Annotated in this window: 22 protein-coding genes and 1 other annotated feature; of the genes, 21 read left to right on the plus strand and 1 reads right to left on the minus strand. The window is 49.3% G+C overall.

Going from position 1 to position 24,007, the window contains the following annotated elements:
- The first annotated feature begins 10 nt into the window (after positions 1-10).
- The 6 genes from L5656_RS01945 to L5656_RS01970 all read left to right on the plus strand — a co-directional run bounded on the left by L5656_RS01945 (position 11) and on the right by L5656_RS01970 (position 5,003).
- Entirely contained in the window at positions 11-484 is a 474-nt protein-coding gene (locus tag L5656_RS01945) for a hydrogenase iron-sulfur subunit (protein WP_297198249.1), read from the plus strand.
- Between the two features lie 29 nt (positions 485-513).
- Positions 514-1,185 carry a methylenetetrahydrofolate reductase C-terminal domain-containing protein gene (locus L5656_RS01950; protein ID WP_297198252.1) on the plus strand — a complete coding sequence of 224 codons (672 nt, stop codon included), beginning with the start codon at positions 514-516 and terminating at the stop codon, positions 1,183-1,185.
- Positions 1,182-2,111, plus strand: a complete 930-nt coding sequence (locus L5656_RS01955) for a methylenetetrahydrofolate reductase (protein WP_297198255.1) — start codon at positions 1,182-1,184, stop codon at positions 2,109-2,111. Before L5656_RS01950 ends, L5656_RS01955 begins: the two co-directional genes overlap by 4 nt.
- Positions 2,112-2,212: 101 nt before the next feature.
- A complete protein-coding gene (locus L5656_RS01960) occupies positions 2,213-2,968 on the plus strand; it encodes a hypothetical protein (protein WP_297198258.1) in 756 nt (251 codons plus the stop codon).
- A 67-nt stretch (positions 2,969-3,035) separates the two neighbouring features.
- Positions 3,036-3,275: a binding site (T-box leader), on the plus strand.
- A 37-nt stretch (positions 3,276-3,312) separates the two neighbouring features.
- Positions 3,313-3,795, plus strand: a complete 483-nt coding sequence (locus tag L5656_RS01965; RefSeq protein ID WP_297198261.1) for an Lrp/AsnC family transcriptional regulator — start codon at positions 3,313-3,315, stop codon at positions 3,793-3,795.
- Complete coding sequence (locus L5656_RS01970) at positions 3,792-5,003, plus strand: aminotransferase class I/II-fold pyridoxal phosphate-dependent enzyme (protein ID WP_297198264.1); 1,212 nt, start codon at positions 3,792-3,794, stop codon at positions 5,001-5,003. Before L5656_RS01965 ends, L5656_RS01970 begins: the two co-directional genes overlap by 4 nt.
- Before the next feature lie 3 nt (positions 5,004-5,006).
- On the opposite strand, the gene L5656_RS01975 is transcribed toward L5656_RS01970, so the two are convergent.
- The gene (locus tag L5656_RS01975) at positions 5,007-5,831 is read right to left on the minus strand and encodes an Asp23/Gls24 family envelope stress response protein (RefSeq protein WP_297198267.1); all 825 of its coding nucleotides are present in this window, start codon (positions 5,829-5,831) and stop codon (positions 5,007-5,009) included.
- 307 nt (positions 5,832-6,138) lie between these two features.
- On the opposite strand from L5656_RS01975, the gene L5656_RS01980 reads away from it, so the two are divergent.
- The 15 genes from L5656_RS01980 to hflX all read left to right on the plus strand — a co-directional run bounded on the left by L5656_RS01980 (position 6,139) and on the right by hflX (position 23,939).
- Positions 6,139-6,885, plus strand: a complete 747-nt coding sequence (locus L5656_RS01980; protein ID WP_297198270.1) for a DnaD domain-containing protein — start codon at positions 6,139-6,141, stop codon at positions 6,883-6,885.
- 12 nt (positions 6,886-6,897) lie between these two features.
- Positions 6,898-7,701, plus strand: coding sequence for an ATP-binding protein (locus L5656_RS01985; protein WP_297198274.1), 804 nt, complete (start codon positions 6,898-6,900; stop codon positions 7,699-7,701).
- A gap of 82 nt (positions 7,702-7,783) precedes the next feature.
- A complete protein-coding gene (locus tag L5656_RS01990) occupies positions 7,784-8,044 on the plus strand; it encodes a FeoA family protein (RefSeq protein WP_297198276.1) in 261 nt (86 codons plus the stop codon).
- Complete coding sequence (feoB, locus tag L5656_RS01995; protein ID WP_297198278.1) at positions 8,041-9,882, plus strand: ferrous iron transport protein B; 1,842 nt, start codon at positions 8,041-8,043, stop codon at positions 9,880-9,882. Before L5656_RS01990 ends, feoB begins: the two co-directional genes overlap by 4 nt.
- A 326-nt stretch (positions 9,883-10,208) precedes the next feature.
- On the plus strand, positions 10,209-10,406 hold the full coding sequence (locus L5656_RS02000; protein WP_297198280.1) for a hypothetical protein: 198 nt from the start codon (positions 10,209-10,211) through the stop codon (positions 10,404-10,406).
- A 162-nt stretch (positions 10,407-10,568) separates the two neighbouring features.
- On the plus strand, positions 10,569-12,152 hold the full coding sequence (locus tag L5656_RS02005; RefSeq protein ID WP_297198282.1) for an FMN-binding glutamate synthase family protein: 1,584 nt from the start codon (positions 10,569-10,571) through the stop codon (positions 12,150-12,152).
- Between the two features lie 149 nt (positions 12,153-12,301).
- Complete coding sequence (locus L5656_RS02010) at positions 12,302-13,129, plus strand: IclR family transcriptional regulator (RefSeq protein ID WP_297198284.1); 828 nt, start codon at positions 12,302-12,304, stop codon at positions 13,127-13,129.
- Positions 13,130-13,174: 45 nt separating this feature from the next.
- Positions 13,175-14,854: a sigma 54-interacting transcriptional regulator gene (locus L5656_RS02015; protein ID WP_297198287.1), complete on the plus strand. Its 1,680-nt coding sequence runs from the start codon at positions 13,175-13,177 to the stop codon at positions 14,852-14,854.
- A gap of 11 nt (positions 14,855-14,865) precedes the next feature.
- Positions 14,866-17,055 (plus strand): molybdopterin oxidoreductase family protein, encoded by a 2,190-nt coding sequence (locus L5656_RS02020; RefSeq protein WP_297198290.1) that lies wholly within the window; start codon positions 14,866-14,868, stop codon positions 17,053-17,055.
- A gap of 261 nt (positions 17,056-17,316) precedes the next feature.
- A complete protein-coding gene (locus L5656_RS02025; protein ID WP_297198292.1) occupies positions 17,317-19,881 on the plus strand; it encodes a molybdopterin-dependent oxidoreductase in 2,565 nt (854 codons plus the stop codon).
- Positions 19,878-20,564 carry a 4Fe-4S dicluster domain-containing protein gene (locus L5656_RS02030; RefSeq protein WP_297198297.1) on the plus strand — a complete coding sequence of 229 codons (687 nt, stop codon included), beginning with the start codon at positions 19,878-19,880 and terminating at the stop codon, positions 20,562-20,564. The genes L5656_RS02025 and L5656_RS02030 overlap by 4 nt, the downstream gene beginning before the upstream one ends.
- A gap of 94 nt (positions 20,565-20,658) precedes the next feature.
- Positions 20,659-21,957, plus strand: coding sequence for an NrfD/PsrC family molybdoenzyme membrane anchor subunit (gene nrfD / locus L5656_RS02035; RefSeq protein WP_297198300.1), 1,299 nt, complete (start codon positions 20,659-20,661; stop codon positions 21,955-21,957).
- 129 nt (positions 21,958-22,086) lie between these two features.
- Positions 22,087-22,266, plus strand: a complete 180-nt coding sequence (locus L5656_RS02040) for a hypothetical protein (protein WP_297198303.1) — start codon at positions 22,087-22,089, stop codon at positions 22,264-22,266.
- Positions 22,267-22,280: 14 nt separating this feature from the next.
- A complete protein-coding gene (locus tag L5656_RS02045) occupies positions 22,281-22,454 on the plus strand; it encodes a hypothetical protein (protein WP_297198307.1) in 174 nt (57 codons plus the stop codon).
- Between the two features lie 243 nt (positions 22,455-22,697).
- The gene (gene hflX, locus L5656_RS02050) at positions 22,698-23,939 is read left to right on the plus strand and encodes a GTPase HflX (RefSeq protein ID WP_297198311.1); all 1,242 of its coding nucleotides are present in this window, start codon (positions 22,698-22,700) and stop codon (positions 23,937-23,939) included.
- Positions 23,940-24,007 lie beyond the last annotated feature (68 nt).

The following is a 24,007-nucleotide window of genomic DNA, read 5'->3' on the forward strand; positions in this document are numbered from 1 at the left end:
GAAAACATAAATGAGTAACTCCCCTGCACCATTCGAGCCTAAGATAGTCGCCTTTTGTTGTTACTACTGCGCATATGCAGCAGCAGATCTGGCCGGTTCCATGCGCCTTCAGTATCCGGCCAATGTGCGGCTTATCGAGATGCCCTGCACGGGTAAAACCGATGTTCGGGTGCTGCTGGAGGCCTTTGAAAATGGAGCAGATGGTGTGTATGTAGCTGGCTGCCTGGAAGGAGACTGCCATTTCCTTAAAGGAAACATCCGGGCTAAAAAGCGGGTGCAATATGCCAAGAAGCTCCTGGACGAAATAGGCATCGGTGGTGAACGCCTGGAAATGTTTAACCTTTCCGGTTCCATGGGCCCCCGCTTCGCTGAAATAGCCCAGGAGTTTACCGAAAAAATAAGAAAGCTAGGGCCTAATCCCCTTAAAAAAACAGGTACTTTTCCCGGGGAGATGCCCGAAGAAAGAGTAGCCCATGATAAGTAATTTAAAGCCGCCCAAGGCAGGTGAAGAAAATGATCGTAGCCGAAGCTAAACCCCTTGAAGAGATAGCAGATCTTTTAGGCGAGGTACGCAAGATACTGGTGGTGGGATGTGGGGGATGTGTTACCGTTTGTTTGGCTGGAGGCGAAAAAGAGGTAGGGATAATAGCCGCAGCCCTGCGCATGATGTACAAAAAAAATGGTAAAGAACTGGAGACCCTAGAAGTTACCCTTACCCGGCAATGTGACCCCGAATATGTCGAGATGCTGGAAAAATATATCACCGATGACGTCGATTGTATACTTTCGCTGGCCTGCGGGGTAGGAGTACAATTTTTAGCCGAACGTTATAACAAATGGGTCGTACCTGCCCTTAACACCAAATTCGCCGGGGGAACAATAGAGCACGGAGTATGGGAAGAGCGCTGCGGCCTGTGCGGGGAATGTATCTTGCACAAGACAGGGGGCATCTGCCCGATAATAAGGTGCTCTAAGAGTATTCTCAACGGCCCCTGCGGAGGCTCCCAGAACGGGCGTTGCGAAGTGAATAAAGATATACCTTGCGCCTGGCAGTTAATATATGACCGCCTTAAGGCTTTAAACAAGTTAGAGCTGCTCTTAGAAATCCAGCCGCCTAAAGACTGGTCCAAAGCCAGGGACGGTGGCCCGCGTAAAGTGGTACGGGAGGATGTGAGGATAGAATGAGCTGGAAGGCAGGCAGTAAATTAGAGAAACTTCTTTCCCAGGGGCATTTCGTTGTAACGGGTGAGGTGGGTCCCCCTAAGCACGCCTCTCCGGACGGCATCCTCCGGCACGCAGAGCTCCTTAAAGATTACGTAGATGCCATAAACCTAACCGACAACCAAACGGCTATAGTACGCATGTCCAGCATAGCGGCGGGTGTCCACGTACTAAGGGCTGGGTGCGAGCCCATAATCCAGATGACAGTGCGCGACCGCAACCGTATAGCCCTGCAAAGCGATCTCTTAGGAGCCTACAGTTTAGGGATACGGAACGTGCTCTGTCTTTCGGGAGATCATCAATCCTTCGGTAACCACCCGACGGCCAAAAATGTGCACGATGTGGATTCCATCCAGTTAATCCGGATAGTTAAAGATCTGCGGGACGAAAAAAGATTCGCCTGCGGTGAAGAAATTAAAGAACACGAGCCGCGCTTCTTTATAGGAGCAGCTGCCAATCCCTTCGCAGACCCCTTTGAATTTCGCGTTTTGAGGCTAGAAAAGAAGATAAATGCTGGTGCGGATTTCATCCAAACCCAGTGTATCTTTGATATGGAACGTTTCGAACGTTTCATGGCCATGGTGAGGGAACGGGGGCTCCACAAGAAGGCCTATATCCTTGCCGGCGTAACTCCCTTGAAATCTGCCCGCGCGGCCAGATACATGCAGCAATCTGTGGCAGGTATGATAGTCCCCGAAGAGATCATAAACCGGATGGAAAAAGCTAAGGATCCTAAGGCCGAAGGGGTCGCCATATGCGTAGAACAGATCAAGCATTTACGCACTATAGAAGGCGTGGCCGGCGTGCACATCATGGCCATAATGTGGGAAGATATCATTCCTACCATTGTTAAAGAAGCCGGTCTCTATCCCCGGCCTCAGGCAGAATAAAATTTAGTCACCTTAAATTTGATTTGCGGACAACGTTCTATGTCCCTACCCTTATGCATATACTGACCGGGAGGAGATCCTCCATCAGGGAGGGGTAGGGATTGCGCAACTCAAGACTGGAAGCTCAAATTTTAAATTCCATTGATGAGGTAGTCCAGTGCGCCATTTCCGCCGGCCTTAAAGAGGGACCGGCGCGGGAAGAAGAAATAGCCCGGGGGGCCTCAATTATCGAAGAAATAGGTCATCTGCTACTGGAGGTTCTAGAAGGTAAGGAAGAACACCTTAAGTCTTTAGTGGAACAGCTCGCAGCCCAGCGGTTACCGGATCGCCGCGTGCTCCAGAGCTTTGGTCACTTTTCACGCGACCTACAGGAGATCATTGAGCGGGGAGTAAATAATTTCCTTAACAACAAAGTTTCCCGTAAGGAGGGTGAAGAAGATATTTTAAGCCCCGAAGCCCCACCTGAAACGAGCGAAAGCCCCGATGACGAGTTCCCCGCTGATACGATACTGGAAGTTCAACCTACCGGGCAAACCTGCTTAGAGAAGGAAGAAGACAGGCCGCGGTCTTCGCCCGGTAAGGTACGGGGATTGCGCCTTGCTCTGGAGCAAGCCTTTCCTGGAGAAGAAATCGTAGAAAATTTTGTTTTCAGAGGAGGAACACTGGATTATTTCCTGCCACGCTTAAACTTAGGGTTTGAAGTCGCTTCCACAGCCCCTGACTGGCGGAAGGAGTTTTTCTTGCGCCGGGCAGGAATCAAAGTTATAAAGTTAAGTGAAGGTGAAATTAAAAATCCGCTTTCTTTAGCCCGCCGCCTGCGCCGGCCAGGAATCTTCGCAATCGAAGGCAGCCGATAAACTCTTTTTAAGATTGACAGTGCAACCGCCTAGTGCTAAAATGGCGGTAACAAGCAAATAGTTGAAGGAAAAGGCTAAGAAGGGGAGAGTAGGTAGGTAGAGGGTTTACAGCGAGCCGGGGAAGGGTGGGAGCCCGGTAACCGTCTCCTGCTGAAGGCCACCCCGGAGCCTCCTGCCGAAAGGGGACACCCGAGTAGGCCAGGACGGAAGCCCCGTTATCGGCCGCGCCTCATTTCGGCGCTCAACGAGGTGGGCCACTTTTGTGGCCAATAAGGGTGGTACCGCGGGAAGGCCTCCCGTCCCTTAGGGACAGGAGGCTAAATTATTTTTGGGGGAGGGACAGGATGCGGAAAAATATACTCAAGCTTTTAGAAAACAACAGCAAATTGTCTCCTAAAGAAATAGCTTTGATGTTAGGTCTCCCACCGGACGAAGTAGCTCGGGAAATAGCAGAAATGGAAAAAGAGAAAATAATTCTGCGCTATACCACCCTTATTAACTGGGAAAAAGTGGGGGAAGAAGAAGTCTCGGCCTTGATCGACGTCAAGGTAACTCCGCAGCGGGATGTAGGATTTGATGAGGTGGCTGCCCGCATATACCAGTATCCGGAAGTAAAGTCAGTATTTCTCATGTCCGGAAGCTATGACCTTTCAGTTTTGGTGCAAGGCAAAAGTTTAAAGGAAGTTGCCTCTTTTGTGGCTCAAAAACTGGCCACCATAGAACACGTGCAGAGCACCGTCACCCATTTTATACTAAAGAAATATAAACAAGATGGGGTCATCTTTGAAGACCAGATAACTGAACGCCGGCAGGTGGTGCAACCATGAGTCAAAACCGTAACTTCGAACCCCAAAGGTTCATTTCTCCGGTAGTTAAAAATTTGCGTCCCTCAGGCATCCGCCGGTTTTTCGATCTTGTGGCCAATACTAAAGGCGTTATTTCCTTAGGGGTGGGAGAGCCGGATTTTGTTACTCCTTGGCATATCCGGGAAGCCTGCGTCCAAGCTTTAGAACGGGGATATACCATGTATACCTCTAATTTAGGGATGCCCGAACTAAGAAGGGCTGTTGCCAGATATTTGGAGGAACGTTTCGGCCTTTCCTACCACCCTGACAAGCAAATACTTGTTACTATAGGAGCAAGTGAAGCGGTAGACTTAGCTTTGCGTACCGTTCTTAATCCTGGTGACGAAGTACTTATCCCCGAACCCTGTTATGTCTCTTATAAACCCATAACCTTGTTATGCGGGGGGGTGCCCGTAGAGGTACCTACAACGCAAGCACGCAATTTCCAGCCCAATCCTCAAGAAATAGAAAAGCGTATCAGCCCTAAGACCAAATTACTCATCCTTTGCTATCCCAACAATCCCACCGGAGCAGTTTTGGACGAAGATACCATGATGGCTATAGCCCGGGTGGTGGAAAAGTACAACCTCCTTGTGCTGGCAGATGAGATATACGCCGAGCTCCGTTACGATGGGCCCCCTGTATCCTTCGCGTCTTTGCCGGGTATGCAGGAGCGCACCATACTTGCGAGCGGCTTTTCTAAAGCCTTCGCCATGACGGGATGGCGCATAGGATATGTAGCCGCGCATCCTGAACTTCTAGCAGCCATGGTCAAAATCCACCAGTATACCATCCTTTGCGCACCGATTATGAGCCAGATGGCAGCACTGGAGGCCTTACAACACGGGTTGAAAGATATAAGTTATATGGTGGAACAATACGACCAACGGCGCAGACTCGTGGTAAGCCGCTTGCGGGATATGGGACTAGATTGCTTTGAACCGAAGGGAGCCTTTTACGTATTTCCCTCCATTTCCGTTACAGGCCTGAGCTCGGAAGAATTTGCCGAACGGTTACTTAAAGAAGAGAAAGTAGCTGTTGTACCGGGCAATGCCTTTGGCCCGAGTGGCGAAGGTTTTATCCGCTGCTCTTACGCAACCTCCCTTCAGGAGCTCATGGAAGCCCTTAACAGGATAGAACGTTTTGTAGCCCGCTATACCAGGCTGGCCAAGGCCGTAGCCCACGGATGAGTATTACAAAAGAACGTGTTTTACTGTTATGTTAACGGCCTTTACCGTCAACCCGGTCATGTTTTCTAAACCTTCTTTGACTCTAAGCTGTATAGCCTCAAGATAGGGCCTCCAGGGAACACCGTAACGGGCCGCGACCTCTATATTAAGGGTTAAGTTTCCAGAAGTATTGTCCGTCCCCACTTCTACCTTGGGATGGCTTATCACGCCATCCCCTACTAAGTAAGCAGCCAATTGCTCTATAACCTTATCAGAAATATAAAAATGGCCTAATAGATTAAAGGTAGGGCGGACCAAGGTCTGCTCTACCCAAAGTGTTTTTGGCCTGCCAGGAAGGGCAGAGCGGCGGCGCAAAAAAGTTTTTAAAGGTTCGATGAAGTTACCTTTAAAGCGCGATTTTACCTCTACCGTAGGTACAGGAATGACGTGTTTCCCTAGCTGCCTCCGGATTTGCTGGGCGCGGGCGATCTCATGAGGGGTAGCCACTTCCGTAATATCAACAAATAAACTGGGCGGGGGAAGCTCCAGCTGTTCGGCAATTTTGCAGGCCATTTCCGGAGATGTGCTGATGATTAGTAAACGTGAGGGAGCTAAAGCCCTAATTTGGGCCTTAACCTCTTCTGCATGGCGGGGATCAGAAAAAAGAGCCGTTTTGATGGCACCCACCCGTGTCGGTTGTTCTTTGGCCGAAACACCTGCAAGTATACGGCTGCCTTTGATTAAAAGGCCATCGTCAATTATGAGGTCTGCCTGGTAATCGTAAGCGACAGCGTGGGCACGGTGGCTTTTACCGCTCCCGCTCGGTCCTACAAAGGCTATTACCTCCATAACCTACTCCTTCCCTGACTAGTCTCCGCCCCAGCCCCCGGCTTCTCTACTTAGCCTAATAGAACTTAGCTCGCCCAAACAATTTTATAGATAAATTTGGATTACCAGCGCCATGCCCTGGATTCCTTTGGAGGGCTGGCGCGTCTCCAGCTTTGGTGGGGAGGCCAAGTTTAGCGTGCGAGGGCTCCCGGAGCAAGTGTAAAGTCAAGCAGGCCTGGGAGCACAACTAGGGATAACCGAGTTTGGAGGGCCCTGGTACAGCCCTGGTACAAATGCTATAATTTTAAGTATCGGGGAGGGACCTATTATGCCAATAAATGACAGTTGGCCCTCGTCTATTGTAAGCTCCTTATTGGAAGATAGCACGGTAGTGGTGCCTGAGCCTTTACTTAAATATTATAACCGTCTGGGTCTTACAGAAACAGAGGTAATGATAATTATCCACCTGCTGCGGTGGCGCCAGATAGAACACGATCGTTTCCCATCTCCTGAGAAGCTCAGCCAGTATTTGTCTATGGATAGTGAAGAAGTTAAAAACATATTGGCAGGCCTTATTGAAAAAAAACTCTTAAGCGTGGAACCTTACTACAGCCCCGTAACCGGACGGTGGCTTAATGCCTTTTCTTTGCACAATTTATGGGAAAGGCTAGCCCAGATCTTAACCCGGGAGTCCCTACTCCAGACGGCTACGAGTGAACAAGCAGCAACAGTAGACCCTGGCTTAGGAGAGCTGTACCGCATATTTGAGAAGGAGTTTGGCCGCCCCTTATCTCCTATAGAAAGCAGCCAGCTTGCCGATTGGTATCATAATGCGAATTTGAGCCCCGAGCTCATCATTGAAGCCTTAAAAAGGGCCGTGCTGCGCGGAGCTTTAAATTTCCGCTACATAGATTCTATCCTCCGGGATTGGATCCGGCATAATATCCGTACGGTACAAGAGGCTATTAATTATGACGACCGCCTCCTTAGTAAAAAAGCAGGAAAGAAGAAGGCTAGTGAGGCTTCCGGTGAGGACAAGTATCGCGACCTCTACCGTTTAGACCTGCAATCGTAAGGGGGAAGCTTTATGGAACGGATCCATATCCCTCCCATTTCCCCAAAGCAACCCGCTTCGCCCGAACCCCAGAGCCCTTCTCCCGCTTGTCCTCATTGCCAGGATAGGGGAATTGTGTTAAAAGAAGGCAGGGCTTACCGCTGCAAGTGTATGGAGGTTCGAGCATGGCAGAACCGCCTCCGTTCGGCCCACCTGGCCCCCCAGCTCAGACGGCATACTTTTGCCAATTTCGATTTGAGATTCTATTCGCGGCAGGCTTACGATGAACTGACAGGTGCGAGTTTTTACGAGAGCGCCCGCCGGTGCCTAGAAGCGTGCAAGAATTTTGTGGCCCAGTGTGCCCAGCAACAGCCCACCAAAGGTTTGTTTATCTTTGGACCTGTAGGAAGCGGAAAAACCTTTCTTGCCGCAGCTATCGCTAATGCCCTGGCTTCTTTAAACATAAATGTGCTTTTTGTAGTGGTACCCGATCTTTTGGACCAGATCCGTGCCACCTATGACCGGCGGCCGGAGGAAGAAAGCCCCACCGAGCTGGAATTATTGAATACGGCCAGGGATGCTAAAGTTTTGATCTTAGACGATTTAGGGGCCCACAACTACACGGAATGGACCCGCAACAAAATCTACTCCCTCATCAATTACCGGTTAATCTATGAGCTACCCACTGTGATCACCAGCAACCTCGACCTCAAGCAATTAGAAGAATACCTGGGCGAACGTACAACTTCCCGCCTTTTGCAGCTCTGCCGGTCTTATCATCTTCCTGTAGAACAAGACATCCGTTTAATCTTGAGCCGGGAAGAACGCCGATATTGACAATCATTTTCAATTACTTTATAATGGTAAGCAGGTAATGATAATATTTCTCAATGCATTGTACCGGCAGGGAGGCAAACTTATGACTCTCGAAGAAGTAAAAGAAGGAGAGGTCTATCGTATACTTAGACTGCCGAAAAAAGAAATCCGCAGCCAGGCCATCCGCTTGGGATTATGGGAAGGAGTAGTTGTAAGGTGTAACGGAGTTATTCCTAAGGGTCCTGTAATTATAGAAAGAAACCATCAAGAGCTCGCCATCGGACGGGGGCTGGCACGGAAAATAGAGATAGAACCCGTATCAAATCTTAAAGTGCGGGAAAGGAAGGGAGAGATAAAATTATGATCTGTCATCAGCGCAATACAAATCTTCCCTTTCCGTCCCACTTGCGCAAAATAGTCTTAGCCGGCAACCCCAATGTGGGCAAATCCGTCGTCTTCAACACTTTAACCGGGCTTTATGTAGATGTATCTAACTTCCCCGGTACCACCTTAGAAATAAATTACGGCCAGGTAGGGACCGACTGCATCATCGATACCCCCGGAATCTACGGGGTTTCCTCCTTTAACGACGAAGAAAGGGTGGCGAGAGATATCATCCTTTCTGCCGATATAGTGATAAACGTGGTAGATGCGGTCCACCTGGACCGTGACTTATTTTTAACCCAGCAACTTATAGATATGGGTTTACCTGTAGTGGTGGCCCTCAACATGGTGGACGAGGCAGCGCGTGAAGGAATTAAAGTAGATCATGAAAGACTCGCCCAACTCCTCGGGGTACCTGTAGTTCCTACGGTAGCTATAAAAGGACAAGGGATAGAGGAATTAAAAAAAGCCGTTGCTTCCGCGCGGCCGGGACGTCCTCTGCCGGAGTTGGAAGAGATGCTGGCACCGCTCCTGCCTAAGGTGCACAACCGGGCAGAAGCTTTGCTTATTTTAGAAGGAGATCCCTGGATTGCCGCCTGTCACCGCCTAAGGCCTATGGATAAGCGGGAAGAAATTTATCTTTTACGCCGCCGCTGGGTGGATGAGATAGTCGCGGCTGTAGTACAGGAGGATATGAGCCAGGCTTCTCTTAGAAGCATGTTAAGCAAATGGATGCTTCGCCCCTTAACTGGGATTCCTATACTACTAGGCGTGCTTTATATCCTCTACCAGTTTATCGGGGTTTTTATAGCCCAGACGGTGGTGGAGATCACGGAAGAAAGGATAATGCAGGGTTACTACCAACCCTTTATCGAAAAACTACTCAGCCCTTTGCTCGGCCAAGGCCCTTTAAGTACTCTCCTTATAGGTGAATTTGGGCTTTTAACCATGACCGTAACTTATATCTTAGGTCTTTTATTACCCTTAGTAGTAGGTTTTTACTTGAGCCTTTCCGTCCTAGAGGACTCAGGTTACCTACCCCGTATAGCTGTGCTGGTAGACCGGGTACTTATGAAGCTCGGAATGAACGGCAAGGGAGTTATACCTATTATTTTAGGTACCGGATGTGTCACTGCGGCCACTATAACTACCCGCATGTTGAACACCCCCCGGGAAAGAACCATAGCTACTTTCTTGCTGGCCATGACCGTTCCTTGTTCGGCCCAGCTAGGTGTAATAGCCAGTATGCTCGCGCCCTTGGGAGTACGGTATGTAATAGCTTATGTAGGATTAATTCTTATCATATTTGTAGCAGCCGGTACTGTAGTAAACCGGATGTTGCCCGGGGAACCTAGCGATCTTTTTCTTGAGCTACCCCCGTTACGCTGGCCGCAAGCCCAAAACGTTCTCAAGAAAACCTATACTAAAGTCGCCTTATTTCTCCGTGAAGCCACGCCCCTTTTTGCTGCAGGAGCCTTGCTTTTAGGGCTTCTTCAGGTGACGGGGCTACTCGAAGTAATCCAAGCTCTACTTGCCCCGCTTACGGTTAGCTGGCTTAAACTTCCGAAGGAAGCGGCTACAGCCTTCATCATGGGTTTCATCCGGCGGGATTTCGGGGCCGCAGGTCTTTATTCTCTTCCCCTTACCCCCAAGCAAACCCTGGTAGCCTTGGTCACCATAACCATTTTCGTTCCCTGTATTGCTTCTGCCTTGGTAATTTTGAAAGAACGGGGTGTACGGGAGGCCCTTGTAATATGGTTTAGTGTCCTAGTTTCTGCTTTTCTGATCGGAGGCATACTTGCTCATATAATGATTTAGGAGGCTAGGTTATGGCACAGAGTCCTCTCATCTGTCCTAGGTGCGGTTATCCCTTTTCTTCTCCCTACCTTCTCCGGTGCCCGCGCTGTAATGTACTAATGTGTGCATTTTGTACTGGTAGTTGCCAAGGATGTAGTAAAAAGATAAACGTGAAAGCTGGTAAATACCGGAGGGAAGAAGGGAGTTAAGGGAAGCTCTCCTGATTAAAGAGGGGGGGCTTTTTAGTTATCTCAACTTAAAGTAAGGAGGGAACGGCCCGTAATAGGGAGAAGATAATAAAAAAGAATAAATTGAACAAGCGCTAATTAGGTAAGGAGAGGGTGAAAATGAAAATACCGGTCTGCGACCGGTGCAAGGCCCGAAAGGTGGAAGGTGTGATATGCCGTCACTGCGATACTGCCTACTGCTATGATTGCCTGGACGTGAATCCGCCCGACATGCGCGTCTGTCCGGTGTGTGGAGAATTCCTTTGCGATGAGTGCTACGAGGGACTTATCGAGTGTGATCTAAAAAAGAAAAATTAAATACTTGAGCTTTATTTTTTTAACCTATACTTTTCACAATGCGCAATTGAATTTCATTGACATACTAGCAAAGGGCTATCTAAAATAAAGCTGGGGTGGCGGTACGCCTCTACGGCTCTGCCAACAAGTTTAACAAAAAAATCAAGTTGAGGAGGACTGGAGATGAGTTTTAGTAAAGGCATCAATGCCAGTGCTGCGACCCTTACCAGAAACCGTACACCCGGCAGTGTCTGTCCTTCAAGCGGTATGTGCGCTACCTGCATAGAAGGATGTACGGGTTTATGTGAAGTAGGGCGTTCTGCTTACAGGGGACGTGAAGTAATTTATCCCCAGCCCTTTGGACCTATCACGGCAGCCTCTGAAAAGGACTATCCCATCGATCTGTCACATTTCAGCATCATGGGAACCACTGTTGGAGCCCACGGTATTGAGCCTGACAGCGACAAGGCCATATTCCCTAATGTTAACATTGAAAGTGCAGTAGGAGCCAACGAGCAGATCAAATTAAGGCTCCCTGTGGTTATCCCAGGATTAGGTTCTACCAATATAGCTAAGCAAAACTGGGAAGGGTTAGCCATCGGTGCCGCCATCAGCGGTGTTATCCTTACCATAGGCGAAAACGTCTGCGGCATGGATCCAGACGCGGAGTTTTCCTCCGGCCGGGTAGTCCGTTCCCCGGATATGGAGCGTCGAGTAAAACTATTTCAAAAATGGTATAACGGTTATGGCACTATCGTAGTACAAAGTAATATTGAAGATACTAAGCTAGGAGTTTTGGAGTACGTCATCGATAAGCTCGGGGTGGAAGCTGTTGAGCTTAAATGGGGGCAAGGGGCTAAAGACATCGGTGGAGAAGTAAAATTAAACTCGCTAGAACGGGCGTTGCAACTTAAAAACCGCGGATATATAGTTCACCCTGATCCTGAAGATCCAGGGGTTCAAGAAGCTTTCCGGAAGGGTGCCTTTAAAGAGTTTGAGCGCCATTCGCGGATAGGAATGGTAGAATACGATTCCTTCTTAGCGAGGGTAGAACAGCTTCGCCGCCACGGAGCCAAGTACGTTTTTCTTAAGACAGGTGCCTACCGGCCTGCCGACCTAGCCCGGGCTGTAAAATACGCTTCCGACGCAAGGATTGATCTTCTGACAGTGGATGGGGCCGGTGGGGGTACAGGAATGAGCCCCTGGCGTATGATGAACGAATGGGGTATTCCTACAGTTTATCTAGAGTGCTTGCTCTATAAGTATTTAAATAAGCTTGCTGAGCGCGGGAAGTTCATCCCGAGCGTAGCCATCGCAGGAGGTTTCGCTTTAGAAGATCAAGTCTTTAAAGGACTAGCCCTGGGTGCACCTTATATCAAAGCAGTAGGAATGGCTAGAGCACCGTTGACTGCCGCTATGGTGGGTAAGACTTTGGGTGAAGCCATTAAGAACGGAAAAGTCCCAGCAGAAATTGCTAACAAGTACGGCACAACATTAGAACAAATCTTCGTGGCTGCTTCTGAACTCAAGGCCAGGTATGGCGAAGCTTTCGCCGAGATACCTCCTGGAGCCATCGGAGTCTATACATTTTTCGAACGTCTCGGTGTGGGGCTCAAGCAACTCATGTGCGGCGCACGCAAATTTGCTCTCCGGTATATAACTAGGGATGATATAGTAGCCTTAACTCCAGAGGCCGCTAAAGTGAGCGGTATTCCTTATGTAATGGATTTAGATGCCGAAGAAGCAGAACGTATTCTTGAGTCGTAGGAAAGGATCAAATTAACTCTAGAAACCTCTATAGAATGGTTTTATTATATAGTTAAGGAGGGCCTAAAAAGAGAGCTTCTTTCTCCGAAAAGCCCTCCTTAATTCCTTTTAATTATCCAGGGGACAAAAGTAAGAAATGAGGCTGAAAAATGGTACAAGGAAAAAAGAAGACGCCGGAAGATTCTTCGACTACAAAGAAAATAAAAGGTGTTCAAGCAGTCGAACGTGCGCTTATTATTCTTGAGGCTCTAGCTAAGGCTGAAGGTCCGGTATCGCTTTCTAGTTTAAGCGCAGAAGTGGGCTTACACGTCAGCACCGTCCACCGCTTACTAAGTACGCTGGCCCGGCGGGGCTTTGTAGAACAGGAACCCAACCAGGGAAGATACCGTCTGGGGCTAAAAATATTCGAAATCGGACACCGGGCCCTGTATTCCCTGGACATAAGGGCAGTAGCCAGACCCTTCTTGCGGCAGCTAGTAGAAGAGTTTAATGAAACTGCCAATTTAGCCGTACTGGACGGTACCGAGGTAGTCTATATAGATCAAGTAGAATCTAAAAACATGATAAAGATGATGGCCAGGCCCGGTACAAGAGTGCCGGCCTATTGCACCGGGGCCGGCAAGGTACTCCTAGCTGGCTTGCCTGCTTTTCAGCTAGAAAGGGTATTGAGCACCCTAAATCTGCGCCCTTATACCGCAGCAAGCATCACAAGTGTAGAGCAGTTAAAAAAAGAGTTAGAACAGGTTCGCCGGCAGGGGTATGCCATAGATAGGGGAGAACTGGAAGAAGGAGTCCGGTGTGTGGCAGCTCCCATAATAAATCACGAGCAACGGGTGGTAGCTGCCCTGAGCGTTTCCGGGCCTAGCAACCGTATAACCGAGGAACTACTCCAGGGCAGGCTCGTGGAAGCCGTATGCCGGGCAGCCCGGGCTGTCTCCGAAGCTTTAGGTTCATATGCCAACAAGCCCCGTATGTAGCATCGTTGCATTGCTTGAGGATTAAGGATGGTGAAGGTTTAAAAAGTGCCCGAGCTCCGTAACCTAGCAACTCACATTTTAACCCTCCTTAACCACGGTCTAATATGGGTAAACAAAGCAGGTATAATAATGGAATTTAACCCGCAAGCTCTAGCCCTCCTCGGCTTGCCCGGCAAAGACCTACGCGGGCGAAAGCTGACCGAGGTTTTTCCGGCCTCGCGCCTTTCTGAAGCCCTGACTACAGGAAAACCTTTGATAGGTACCAGGGTCCAGGGGATAAGGGGGCCTATACTGGTAAGTTACCTTCCTCTACTAGATGAAGAAGGTAACGCATTGGTTGTTTTCGAGCAGTGCGATTCCAGCTACGAGCTTGCTGAAATTTACGAAGCGCTCCTGGCCGAGCTACCCTTGGGTTTAGCGGTGGTAGATAAAGAAGGGATTTTAATATTTATCAATAAATATTATGCTTCACTGGTGGGGTGGGAAGAGAAGAGGGCTACAGGAAGGCCAGCAGAGCACGTTTTACCTTTCTCAAAGTTATCTCAAGTCGTTTCTACGGGCCGCCCCTACTTGAATCCCGAAATAGATTTTGAGGGCCACAAGCTTTGCCTGGCCGAGATACCCTTAAAGAATAAGGGCGGGGAAATATTAGGCGGAGTAAGCCGGGTGCTCCCCCAGGAGGCTATTGTAGAGGGCAACTTTAAAGAGTTTTACCATCAATTTAAAATAATGGAAAATAAGCTCCTCCTATACAAAGATGAACTGGAATTCTTCCAAGAAAACATATCCCCCTGGGCAGCCATACGGGGAGTGAGCCCGCAAATAAAGGAGCTTAAGAAATTAGCTGCCCGGGTAGCTCAGGGAGATGCCAACATTCTTCTGTTGGGCGAAAGCGGTACCGGAAAAGATCTTTTGGCGCGCGCCATCCATCAGGCTAGCAGGCGAAGGAAAGAACCTTTTATTAAGATTAATTGTGCAGCCATACCGGAGAATCTCCTGGAAGCAGAACTTTTCGGGTACGAAGAAGGAGCTTTTACAGGAGCAGCTCGGGGTGGTAAGCCAGGCAAATTTGAACTTGCCGATGGAGGTACTGTATTCTTAGACGAAATAGGCGACCTGCCCTTAAGTATGCAACCCAAACTATTACGGGTCCTTCAAGAGCGCTCCTTTGAACGGGTGGGAGGCAGAAAAACTTTAAATGTAGACGTAAGGATCATTGCAGCTACAAATAAAGATTTGGTCTCCCTTGTAAATGAAGGTAAATTTCGTTTAGATCTTTATTACCGCCTGGCCGTTATTACCATTCATATCCCTCCCCTCCGGGAACGACCTGTAGATATCGAACCCATTTGCCGTAGCCTTATCCATAAATTTAATATCAAGTATGGACTAGAAGTTCAGGGTCTAAGCCCTGAAGTTAAGGAACTTTTTGAGCAATATTCCTGGCCGGGCAATATCCGTGAACTGGAAAACGTGCTGGAATATGCCTTTAATTTCCTGGACCCGGAAGATAAGCTCATATTACCCAGGCACCTACCGCCAACTTTCCCTCCATCCAGTTCTTCCGGAGGGTTAGAGCTAAAAAAGGTAGTTGCCTTGGCTGAACAAGAAGCTATCAAGAAAGCCCTCGCAGCCGCTAAAGGTAACAAACAGGAGGCCGCGCGCCTTCTGGGAATACACCCTTCCGGCCTATATCAGAAGCTTAAGAAATACAATATAGAGTGAGCTGAGTGGTTATGTATAATTTAGAATTCCGGTCTTTTCTAGAAGAGTTGCTTCACGATGAACGAACCGTAGACAGATGGGTATACACAACTTGCGGTTTCTGCGGAACCGGGTGCGGACTATATCTGGGCGTTAAAAAGGACCGGGTGGTATCCGTAAAACCCAACCCCTTCTCTTCCGTAAATCAAGGACAGCTCTGTCTTAAGGGTATGTACGCCTGGAAGGCTTTAGAGCACCCCGAACGGGCTACCCGCCCGCTCTTAAGGCTGGGGGACAAAATGGTCCCTGTAACATGGCAAAGAGCGTATGAAATCCTGGCGTATAAAATACGGGAAGCCTTGGCCCAGGGCGGCCCGGAGGCTGTAGGTATCTACCATGGAGGGCAGCTCACCCTAGAGGAATATTATGCCTTGCATAAACTGGCCAAAGGCGTCCTGGGCACCCCCAATATAGATGCTAATACCCGACTTTGTATGGCTTCCACGTCCATGGGATATATTCGTTCCTTCGGCATCGATGCTCCACCGGGATGTTACGAAGATCTGGACGCTGCGGAGGTTATCTTCATCTTGGGGGCCAACCCGGCAGAAATGCATCCTCAAATCTGGCAGCGCATCCTGCGCAACCGCCAGCGCAAAGGCGTTAAACTTATAGTGGCCGACCCCCGCCTTACTTTGCCGGCCAGTGTGGCTGATTTGCATTTAAAGCTGCGCTGCGGCACTAATATACCACTACTTTATTCCATTATTTACGTGCTTATCCAAGAAAACCTGCTGGACTGGGGTTTCATCACCAGGGCTACGGTTGGGTTTGAGGAGCTAAAGGCAGCAGCTCAGGATTTTCCACCTGAAGTAGCCCAGGAATTAACCGGTGTCCCGGCTAAAGATATCATCAAGGCAGCCCGTGAGTTTGGAAAAGCGGCGTCAGCCGTCACGCTATTTTGTCAAGGAGTAAACCAGAGCCTTCAAGCCGTGGATACGGTTACCCTCATCAACTCCCTACATCTCATAACCGGGAAGATAGGCCGGGCGGGTTGTGCACCCCTTTCCTTGACCGGCCAGGCTTCATCTTTGAGCATGCGGGAGATAGGAGGAGTGGGAAGCCTGCCGGGGTTGCGGAACCCCGAGAACCCTAAACACCGCTATGAGGTATCATCCTTCTGGGGGGTAGAGGAGGAGATATTGCCCCGGTATACTAACGATATCCGTACCATGCTGGAACTTATCGAGGATGGACGCCTGCGCGTACTTTGGGTAATAGGCACCAACCCTGTCGTATCTTTACCAGACCAACAGTATGTACGTAAGCAGTTGGAGCGGGTATTCTTAGTGGTACAAGACATATTTTATCCCTTGGAAACTGCATACTACGCTGACCTGTTCCTTCCTGCTGCCCAGTGGGGAGAAAAGACAGGGACCATAACCAATTCTGAGCGCAGGGTTAACCTTGTGCAGAAAGCGGTCCAGCCGCCAGGAGAGGCCAAAGACGATCTAACCGTCATATGTCAAGTAGCCCGGCATTTGGGAGCAGGAAGGCTTTTTCCCTGGGCAGAACCGGAAGAAGCATTCAACGAACTTAAGGAGTTGACGCGCCACCGCCCCAACGACCTCACAGGTATAACCTATAACCGCCTTAAAGCGGAAGGAGGTATCCAGTGGCCCTGTCCGGAGGGAGCTGAGACCGGTACTGCCCGATTGTATACTGACGGCTTTTTCCCCACGGACCCCGCCGTATCTCAGGCTTACGGCGAGTTTAACGCTAACCCCGGCCGGGCTAAGCTCTGGGCCGTTCCTTACCGCCCGCCATCCTCCCCTAGAGACCAAGACTACCCCTTCTGGTTAAACACGGGCCGCGTTATCGAGCATTACCATACTCGTACCAAGACCAAGCGCATCCCCGAGTTAAATATTTTGATCCCCCAACCCTTTGTAGAGATCAACCCCCTGGATGCAGCGGCCCTTGGAATCAAAGAAGGAGAGTGGGTCAAGGTGATCTCCCGGCAGGGCTGGGTAAAGGTGCGGTCCCGCATTACCCCGGTAGTGTCTAGAGGAGAAGTGTTTCTACCCTTCCATTTCGGAGATTTAGATCCTCGGGAAAAACAGGAACCCCAGGCAGCCAACCATCTAACATCGTGGTTGGTAGATCCCATCTCCCGCCAGCCGTTAACAAAAGTAGGCGCCTGCCGTATAGAAAAATTATAGACCCCGATTCTAAAAACTTAGAAACTCATTCTATGATTTTAGAGAGGGGACTACCGGAATATTTTTCACAATCTCTAAAACGTCAGCCTAAAGTCCTTGATAATGCTTACAATCTCAAGCTCCAGAAGCCTGTTTCCGGGGCTTTTATTTTTTTGGCACGAAACTTGCTAAAGAGTATGCTCCGGAAAGCATGAGTACATCTTCACATGTAAAACCCTGTTATATTCCTCTTCCAAGAAAGGAGTGGGGTGACCGGTCACAATGAAAAAACAAGGTTTTAAGCTTACACGGCGCCAATTTTTAAAAGCTTCGGCAGTAGCCACGGCTCTCGCTGGTGCAGCAGCCTCGCCCGCCTACTTTATGCCTGCATCTGGTGCTCAGGAAGAAAAGAGCCCTCAGGTTAAATTTGTGCGCTCCGTTTGTTCGCCCAACTGTACAGGAGCATGCGGGATTAAAGCCATGGTAGTTAACGGCCAGATCAAAGCCCTGTTCCCTACCGACGACTATCCCGAACCTCTATACGGACCGCGAGGTTGCTTAAGGGGACTAAGCTACACCAACCTCATTTACGGACCCGACCGCCTAAAGCGTCCTTTGATCAGGACAGGCCCCCGGGGAAGTGGCCAATTTAGGGAGGCATCCTGGGAAGAAGCGTTGGACTATGTTGCATCTCACCTTAAAGAGATTGCTGCCAAGTACGGTCCGGAAAGCATAGGCTTTAGTTTCCAGGTAGGCGGAACGGGGCACGTCCAAAAAGGGGCCTGGATCGCCCTTTCTACCCTGGCCGGCTGGACCCTCTTTCATCCCTATGATAAAAACGGGGACCTCCCTATGTTCTGGCCCCAGACCTTTGGGGTTCAGACAGAAGAACTGGAGCCCTTGGAATGGCTGAACTCAAAGTATATAGCGGTATTTGGCTCCAACATCCTTGTTACCAGGCTTGTCGACTCCGAATTCCTCATTCAAGCTCGAAACCGCGGCGCGAAGTTTGTCGTTTTCGATCCCAACTACTGCGTTACTGCAGCCAAAGCAGATGAGTGGGTACAGTTAAAACCTGGCAGCGATGCTGCCCTGGCCTTAGGTATAGCCCGGATTATTATTGAGGAAAAGTTGTACGATGAAGAATTTATCAAAACCTATACAGATCTGCCTTTACTCGTGCGGCTAGATACCAAACGCCGCCTGCGGGCAGGCGAAGTGAAGGGCTTAGAACCTCCCCAGGACCTCCCACCCTACAGGGAAGCGTTTGTAGCCTATAACGGAAATTTTCTGGTCGTGCATCCAGAAAATTTGGGTCTTCCGCGTGACGTCATGCTGGAAGGCGAAAGGGAGGTAGAATTAAAAGACGGGCAAAAGGTCAAGGTTAAACCGATCTTCCAGTTATTAAAAGAACACCTGAAGACTTACACGCTGGAATACGTAGAGAAGGAAACCGGGGTAGCCAAGGAAGTTGTAGAAAGGCTTGCCCGGGAAATGGCTACCACCAAGCCCTTGCATGTAATTTATGGGGCCAGCAACTATCAATGGTATCACGGAGATCTAAAAGGTAGGGCCTTGGCCTTGTTACCCGTTCTTACGGGGAACCTGGGCCGTCCCGGTGCTGGCATCTCCACTTATGCCGGACAATACAGGATACGTTTCCATGTGAAGGAGTGGTGGTTCCCCAAGCCTCCCCGCTGGACACCCTGGCTTTATTTCCTACATGGTCCTACTAAAACCATGACCGCTCCTTACCCTCAAAACGGTTTTAAAGCCCTTATCTTCGGTTGGGGGAATCCCTTCGACCAGCATAATATGGCTAACCGGCTAAGGGAAAAGGCTGAAAATGGAGATCTGGAGCTGATTGTGGCTCTAGATTACCAGATGACCACAAGCTGCCGCTACAGCGACGTGGTGCTTCCGGTGGCCACCTGGTACGAAAAGGTGGAGCTGGTTACCACCCCCTTGCACCCCTATATGCAACTCCAGCAACCAGCCATTGAACCGTTATTTGAGTCCCGGTCCGAACTTTGGATTGCCCGGGAAATTGCTAAAAGGCTGGACCCCCAGTTTGAAGCGCACTTTTTCCCGGGGTTAGAAGAAAGGGAAGCAGCAGAGAAAGTTATTGAGCTGCTGCTTAAGACGGGCGGCCCTCCTGTGGAAGGCATCACTCTAGAACGGCTTAAAAAGGGGCCTGTCCGTTTGAAATCGGAGGTTCCAGGTAACCGGCAAATACCTTTCTATGAGCAGGTCAATTTCCGTAAGCCCTTTCCTCCCGTAAGTCTCCCGGCATCTTTAGAAGCTACCGCCAGATTTGTAAAAAGCGGCCGTATCGAATTTTACCGGGAGGAAGAAGGGTTTTTATCCCAGGGCGAAGCTCTGCCTGTCCATAAACCTCCCTTTGAGGAAAGTGAATACGTTTTAAACCCCGAAGCTAAGGAAAAATATCAGTTCGTATTCCTTACCCGCAATTCTCTGTACCGCGTTCATTCCACCCACTCTAACAATATATGGATGAACGAACTGCAGGATAATAGACCTAAGATATTCCTAAATCCCGAGGATGCTGCCCAAAAAGGAATTAAAAATGGAGACTTAATAGAAGCCTATAACGACCGGGGACGGGTAAGAGGATGGGCTGTATTAGACCCCGGCTTAAGCAGAAAAGTGGTGGTCTTTGAACAGGGCTGGTGGAGCCAGTATCTTAAAGGCGACTCCTACAACTCTCTCACTTATCCCTTTATTAAGCCTACCCACGAAATTTACTTTGTCCCCGGCATATGGGCACCCAATACGGCCTGGAACGAAACCCTGTGCGATGTACGAAAGGTGGCGGAAGAGAAATGAAACTGGGTATGGTTATCGACCTGGACCGTTGTATAGGATGCCGTACGTGTATGGTCGTTTGTAAATCCCACAATGCGCAGCCCCCGGGTACCTGGTGGAACCGGGTGTTTACCCCTGGAAGCCCGGAACATCAAGTACCCGCCCTCCAAAAGGGGGAACCTCAGATGTATTTTTTACCTGTAGCTTGCCAGATGTGCGAAAACCCTCCCTGCCAGAAGGTCTGCCCCGTGGGAGCAACCTACACCGATGACCAAGGCAGGGTGGAGGTGGACTTAGAGCGCTGTATAGGTTGCCGTTATTGCCTGGCCGCCTGCCCCTACCAAGTACGCCAGTTTAATTGGGAAGATCCTAAAAAGGCCAAAGGCAAAGCAGGGTATGTAGAAGGATACGAATACGGCTATCCCTTTCCTCACAGGGATAAAAACGGGCGCTTAGTTTATATACCCAACCGGCCTAAGGGAGTAGTGGAAAAATGTACTTTCTGCGTACAATACACAGACAACGGCGAAAAACCCATCTGCGTTCAAGCCTGCCCTGCCAGGGCCCGCTTTTTTGGGGATTTAGATGACCCCCATTCGGAAATAAATGAAATACTCCGCCAGCGCCAGGCTTTCCGCCTGAAGGAGGAACTGGGTACACGGCCTAAAGTGTTTTATTTACCCCCTACAAGCCCTCGCAAGTGAGAAAGTACTTTAGCCTTAATCCTCAATCCAAAGTTAGCTAACTTGAACAAGCTAAGAATAAAACTTCTCGAGTAAAGTAGAGGTGAATTCAAACGTGCATAGGAAAAATCTTGCTTTAATTTTAGGCTTCTTCCTTTTCTTGGTCAGCCTGTCAGCCTGGGCCTATCAATTAAAAGCAGGCCTTATTATAACCCATATGCGTAATCCCTTTAGCTGGGGTTTATACATTGCTACCTTCGCCTTTTTCGTTGGCATCGCTGCGGGCGGGTTGATAGTATCCTCCGCTGTGTATTTATTTAATATTGCGGCTCTAAAACCCTTTACGCGTGTAGCTTCTTTATCCGCCTTTGCCAGTATCCTGGCAGCTGCAATCATCATACTCCCTGATTTGGGAAGGGTAGATAAAATTTACCTTTTGCTGTTGCACCCTAACTTCCGTTCACCTCTGATATGGGATGTCCTCGTAGTATCTTCTTACATTGTTCTCACCTTTTTAAGCGTATATTTCCAGCTCCTTCCCGATTGGAAAAGGGAAGGCCGGAGTTTTCTTAATCGCTGGACCCAGAGGCTCTCCCCTGAGGAAGTAGAAAAAATATCCATTACCTGGAGCAGGCGTATAGCCTTTGTTGGATTGCCCATAGCCATACTTATTCATACCATCACTGCCCTCATCTTCGCCACCCAGGTCTCCCGCGGGTGGTGGTATACGACAATCCTGCCTGCCGACTTCATCTCCGTAGCCGTGGCCTCCGGGGCAGCTTTATGCCTTTTGATAGCCCTCTCAAGCATGGGGGAGGAAGGGTTCTCCCGGTACGGTCCCGCCTTTGCTATTTTAGCCCGTATTGCCGGTTGTGCCCTTGTGGTGCACTTATTCTTGGTAGCCACGGATCTGGTGATCCATTGGTGGTGGGCTAACCCGGATGAACTAGAGCTTTTATCCCTTCTTTTCCGCCGCTACGGGGTCCTCTACGCTTTAGAGATGGTGTTGACCGTCTTCAGCATGGTATATTTCCTGTCTTCCCGGGGTACAACTTCGCTCCGCACACTCCTTGTGGGAAGCCTTATTTTGCTGGTAGCCGTTTTCATCCACCGCCTTAATCTCCTTTTCCCGGCGTTTAACCACTTCCCCTTAAGCCTTGCCGTACCGGGGGCGGCAAATGAGCTCTGGAGCTATCCTGTGGCTTTAGGTGAATTTAGGCCAGGAGAACCTACCTTCGTAAGTTCGTGGCCTTACGTGCCTAGCCTGGGGGAAATTTTTGTTGACCTACTACCCTTTGCATTAGCCATTATAATCTGCTCCTGGATGATAAGCTCTTACAGCATACTGCCTTCTATTCGCAAGGGAAAGGATAGAACCCTGTCTTCCTCCTCCACCCATAGCCTTGACTTTTAAGACTTTAAGGATACTTGAAACCCCCCTGTTACTTTAATCTCGCTTTAATCTCTCTCCTGTATACTGGCTGTTTTAGAAGTGCAAACTATGGGCGAGAAAATATATCCGGTTTAAAAGGGGGTACCTTAAGTGGCTCTTGACCAAGATATCCAACGGTGCATCGACCAGTGCACCAGCCTCGCCCAAAGGATACGCAACATCTCCAACGGACTGGTGGACCACCGGGCCAGATATGCCTTGGCCGAAGCTTCACGACATATGGAAATGTGCATACACGGATGTCTGGATGCTAAAGAGTTTGTGAAATGAGGGAGGTGGGCTAAATGCTTGCGCAGGAACTGCATACGTTTATTCAGGACTGCCAAAGGGTAGCTAGCGAGCTGCGCTCACTGGCCGGACAGGCGTCTGGAGTGGCGAGATCCACTTTAAATGAATCGGTACATCACTTAGAGATGTGCATAAAAGAATGCGAATTCGCTGCCCAGCAGATCCGTTAACAGGCTTTCTTAAATATTGTAACCCAAAAGGGGGTAGTAAAGCCCCCCTTTTTGTTATTGGGGAAGGGCATGTTCTTTTTATCATCCAATCCATAGTCACACTAACATCCTTTTGCTATTTTTAATTGTAAGAAGGAAATGCCTTAAATTCGTCTAACAAGCGCTTTTATGGAACTACAACTAGCTGTTTATCGCCCCGACAAGAGTGGGGTTATAACTACTATCATACAAGGAGGGTCCAGGGTGAAAAGAGGCATTCTTTGTTACCTGGCCCAAGATGAAAAGGAGGAGGAAATCTCCTACAACCTAGAAGAGCTTAAGGAACTTGCCCGGAACATCGACATAGAGGTTAAAGATTACCTCCTTCAGCGCCGGCGTCCTGACCCTAATTATCTTTTAGGGGAAGGAAAGGTTCAGGAACTGAAAGAAAAAGTGGAAAGGGAAAGCATAGAAGCCGTTATTTTCAATCTGGAACTTTCTCCCCGCCAGATTTTAAGGCTCGAAGAAAGATTAGGTCAAGTAGAGATATGGGATCGCACGCAGGTCATCCTAGAGATTTTCCGCCACCGCGCCCGTTCCCGAGAGGGAAAGATTCAAGTGGAGCTTGCGCGCCTAACTTATCTTTACCCTCGTATGCTGGGCCTGGGAGAAGTTCTTTCCCGCCTGGGAGGGGGCATTGGAACACGGGGTCCAGGGGAAACTAAATTGGAGGTGCTCCGCCGTTCTGTGCGCAGGCGTATTTACCACCTGCGCCAGGAACTGGAAGATATACGCCGGAATCGCGAAGTCCTGCGGCAGCAACGGATCAAAAACGCCATTCCTGTAGTAGCTCTGGTAGGCTACACTAATGCAGGTAAGTCCACGCTCCTCAATGCCCTTTCTTTAAGTGAAAATAAAGTCTTAGCAGAGGACCGGCTTTTTGCCACCCTCGACCCCGTAAGCAGGCGCATCCGGCTTCCTTCCGGTCGCCAGGTGCTTCTCATCGATACCGTTGGTTTTATTCAACATATGCCGGCCAAGCTAAAGGAAGCTTTTAAAGCCACCTTAGAAGAGCTATCCTCTGCGGATCTTCTGCTCCATGTTATTGATCTTACCAGCCCTTATATGGACCGTCAGGTAGCCGCAGTAGAAAACATCCTAAGGGAACTGGGCCTTATTCACCGCCCTCTCCTTAAAGTTTACAATAAGGTAGACAGGTTTACCGGGATCATCCCCGTGGACGGCTTGGCTATTTCAGCCCTCCACGGTACTAATCTCCCCCTCCTTTTAAACCGCTTAGAGGAAAAACTTTTCCCTGTAGAAGAGAGGACCTTGTGGATACCCTTTACCCACCTCGGGGAATTATTCAGGGCAAGAAATAGGGTAGAAGTTGTGGAGGAAATATATACGCCCCAAGGAGTAAGGGTGCTCTTACGAGGCCGTCCCCAAGATCTCAGAGTTTTGGAAGCCCGGATAAGGAAGAAGGAGGAAAATGTAAATAAATAGCGGCAATAAATTAGCTTGACCAGGTCAACAAACCGCTAAAAAGAAAATATCAACATCGAGCGGGGAAG

This window comes from Thermanaeromonas sp., from assembly GCF_021890735.1.
Lineage (GTDB): Bacteria > Bacillota > DSM-521 > Neomoorellales > Neomoorellaceae > Thermanaeromonas.

Excerpts from the sequence above, each read along its gene's own strand:
- L5656_RS01945 (WP_297198249.1), top strand. The coding sequence starts at position 11 with ATGAGTAACTCCCCTGCACCATTCGAGCCTAAGATAGTCGCCTTTTGT.
- L5656_RS01950 (WP_297198252.1), top strand. The coding sequence starts at position 514 with ATGATCGTAGCCGAAGCTAAACCCCTTGAAGAGATAGCAGATCTTTTA.
- L5656_RS01955 (WP_297198255.1), top strand. The coding sequence starts at position 1,182 with ATGAGCTGGAAGGCAGGCAGTAAATTAGAGAAACTTCTTTCCCAGGGG.
- L5656_RS01965 (WP_297198261.1), top strand. The coding sequence starts at position 3,313 with ATGCGGAAAAATATACTCAAGCTTTTAGAAAACAACAGCAAATTGTCT.
- L5656_RS01970 (WP_297198264.1), top strand. The coding sequence starts at position 3,792 with ATGAGTCAAAACCGTAACTTCGAACCCCAAAGGTTCATTTCTCCGGTA.
- L5656_RS01975 (WP_297198267.1), bottom strand. The coding sequence starts at position 5,831 with ATGGAGGTAATAGCCTTTGTAGGACCGAGCGGGAGCGGTAAAAGCCAC.
- L5656_RS01980 (WP_297198270.1), top strand. The coding sequence starts at position 6,139 with ATGCCAATAAATGACAGTTGGCCCTCGTCTATTGTAAGCTCCTTATTG.
- L5656_RS01985 (WP_297198274.1), top strand. The coding sequence starts at position 6,898 with ATGGAACGGATCCATATCCCTCCCATTTCCCCAAAGCAACCCGCTTCG.
- L5656_RS01990 (WP_297198276.1), top strand. The coding sequence starts at position 7,784 with ATGACTCTCGAAGAAGTAAAAGAAGGAGAGGTCTATCGTATACTTAGA.
- feoB (WP_297198278.1), top strand. The coding sequence starts at position 8,041 with ATGATCTGTCATCAGCGCAATACAAATCTTCCCTTTCCGTCCCACTTG.
- L5656_RS02000 (WP_297198280.1), top strand. The coding sequence starts at position 10,209 with ATGAAAATACCGGTCTGCGACCGGTGCAAGGCCCGAAAGGTGGAAGGT.
- L5656_RS02005 (WP_297198282.1), top strand. The coding sequence starts at position 10,569 with ATGAGTTTTAGTAAAGGCATCAATGCCAGTGCTGCGACCCTTACCAGA.
- L5656_RS02010 (WP_297198284.1), top strand. The coding sequence starts at position 12,302 with ATGGTACAAGGAAAAAAGAAGACGCCGGAAGATTCTTCGACTACAAAG.
- L5656_RS02020 (WP_297198290.1), top strand. The coding sequence starts at position 14,866 with ATGTATAATTTAGAATTCCGGTCTTTTCTAGAAGAGTTGCTTCACGAT.
- L5656_RS02025 (WP_297198292.1), top strand. The coding sequence starts at position 17,317 with ATGAAAAAACAAGGTTTTAAGCTTACACGGCGCCAATTTTTAAAAGCT.
- L5656_RS02030 (WP_297198297.1), top strand. The coding sequence starts at position 19,878 with ATGAAACTGGGTATGGTTATCGACCTGGACCGTTGTATAGGATGCCGT.
- L5656_RS02045 (WP_297198307.1), top strand. The coding sequence starts at position 22,281 with ATGCTTGCGCAGGAACTGCATACGTTTATTCAGGACTGCCAAAGGGTA.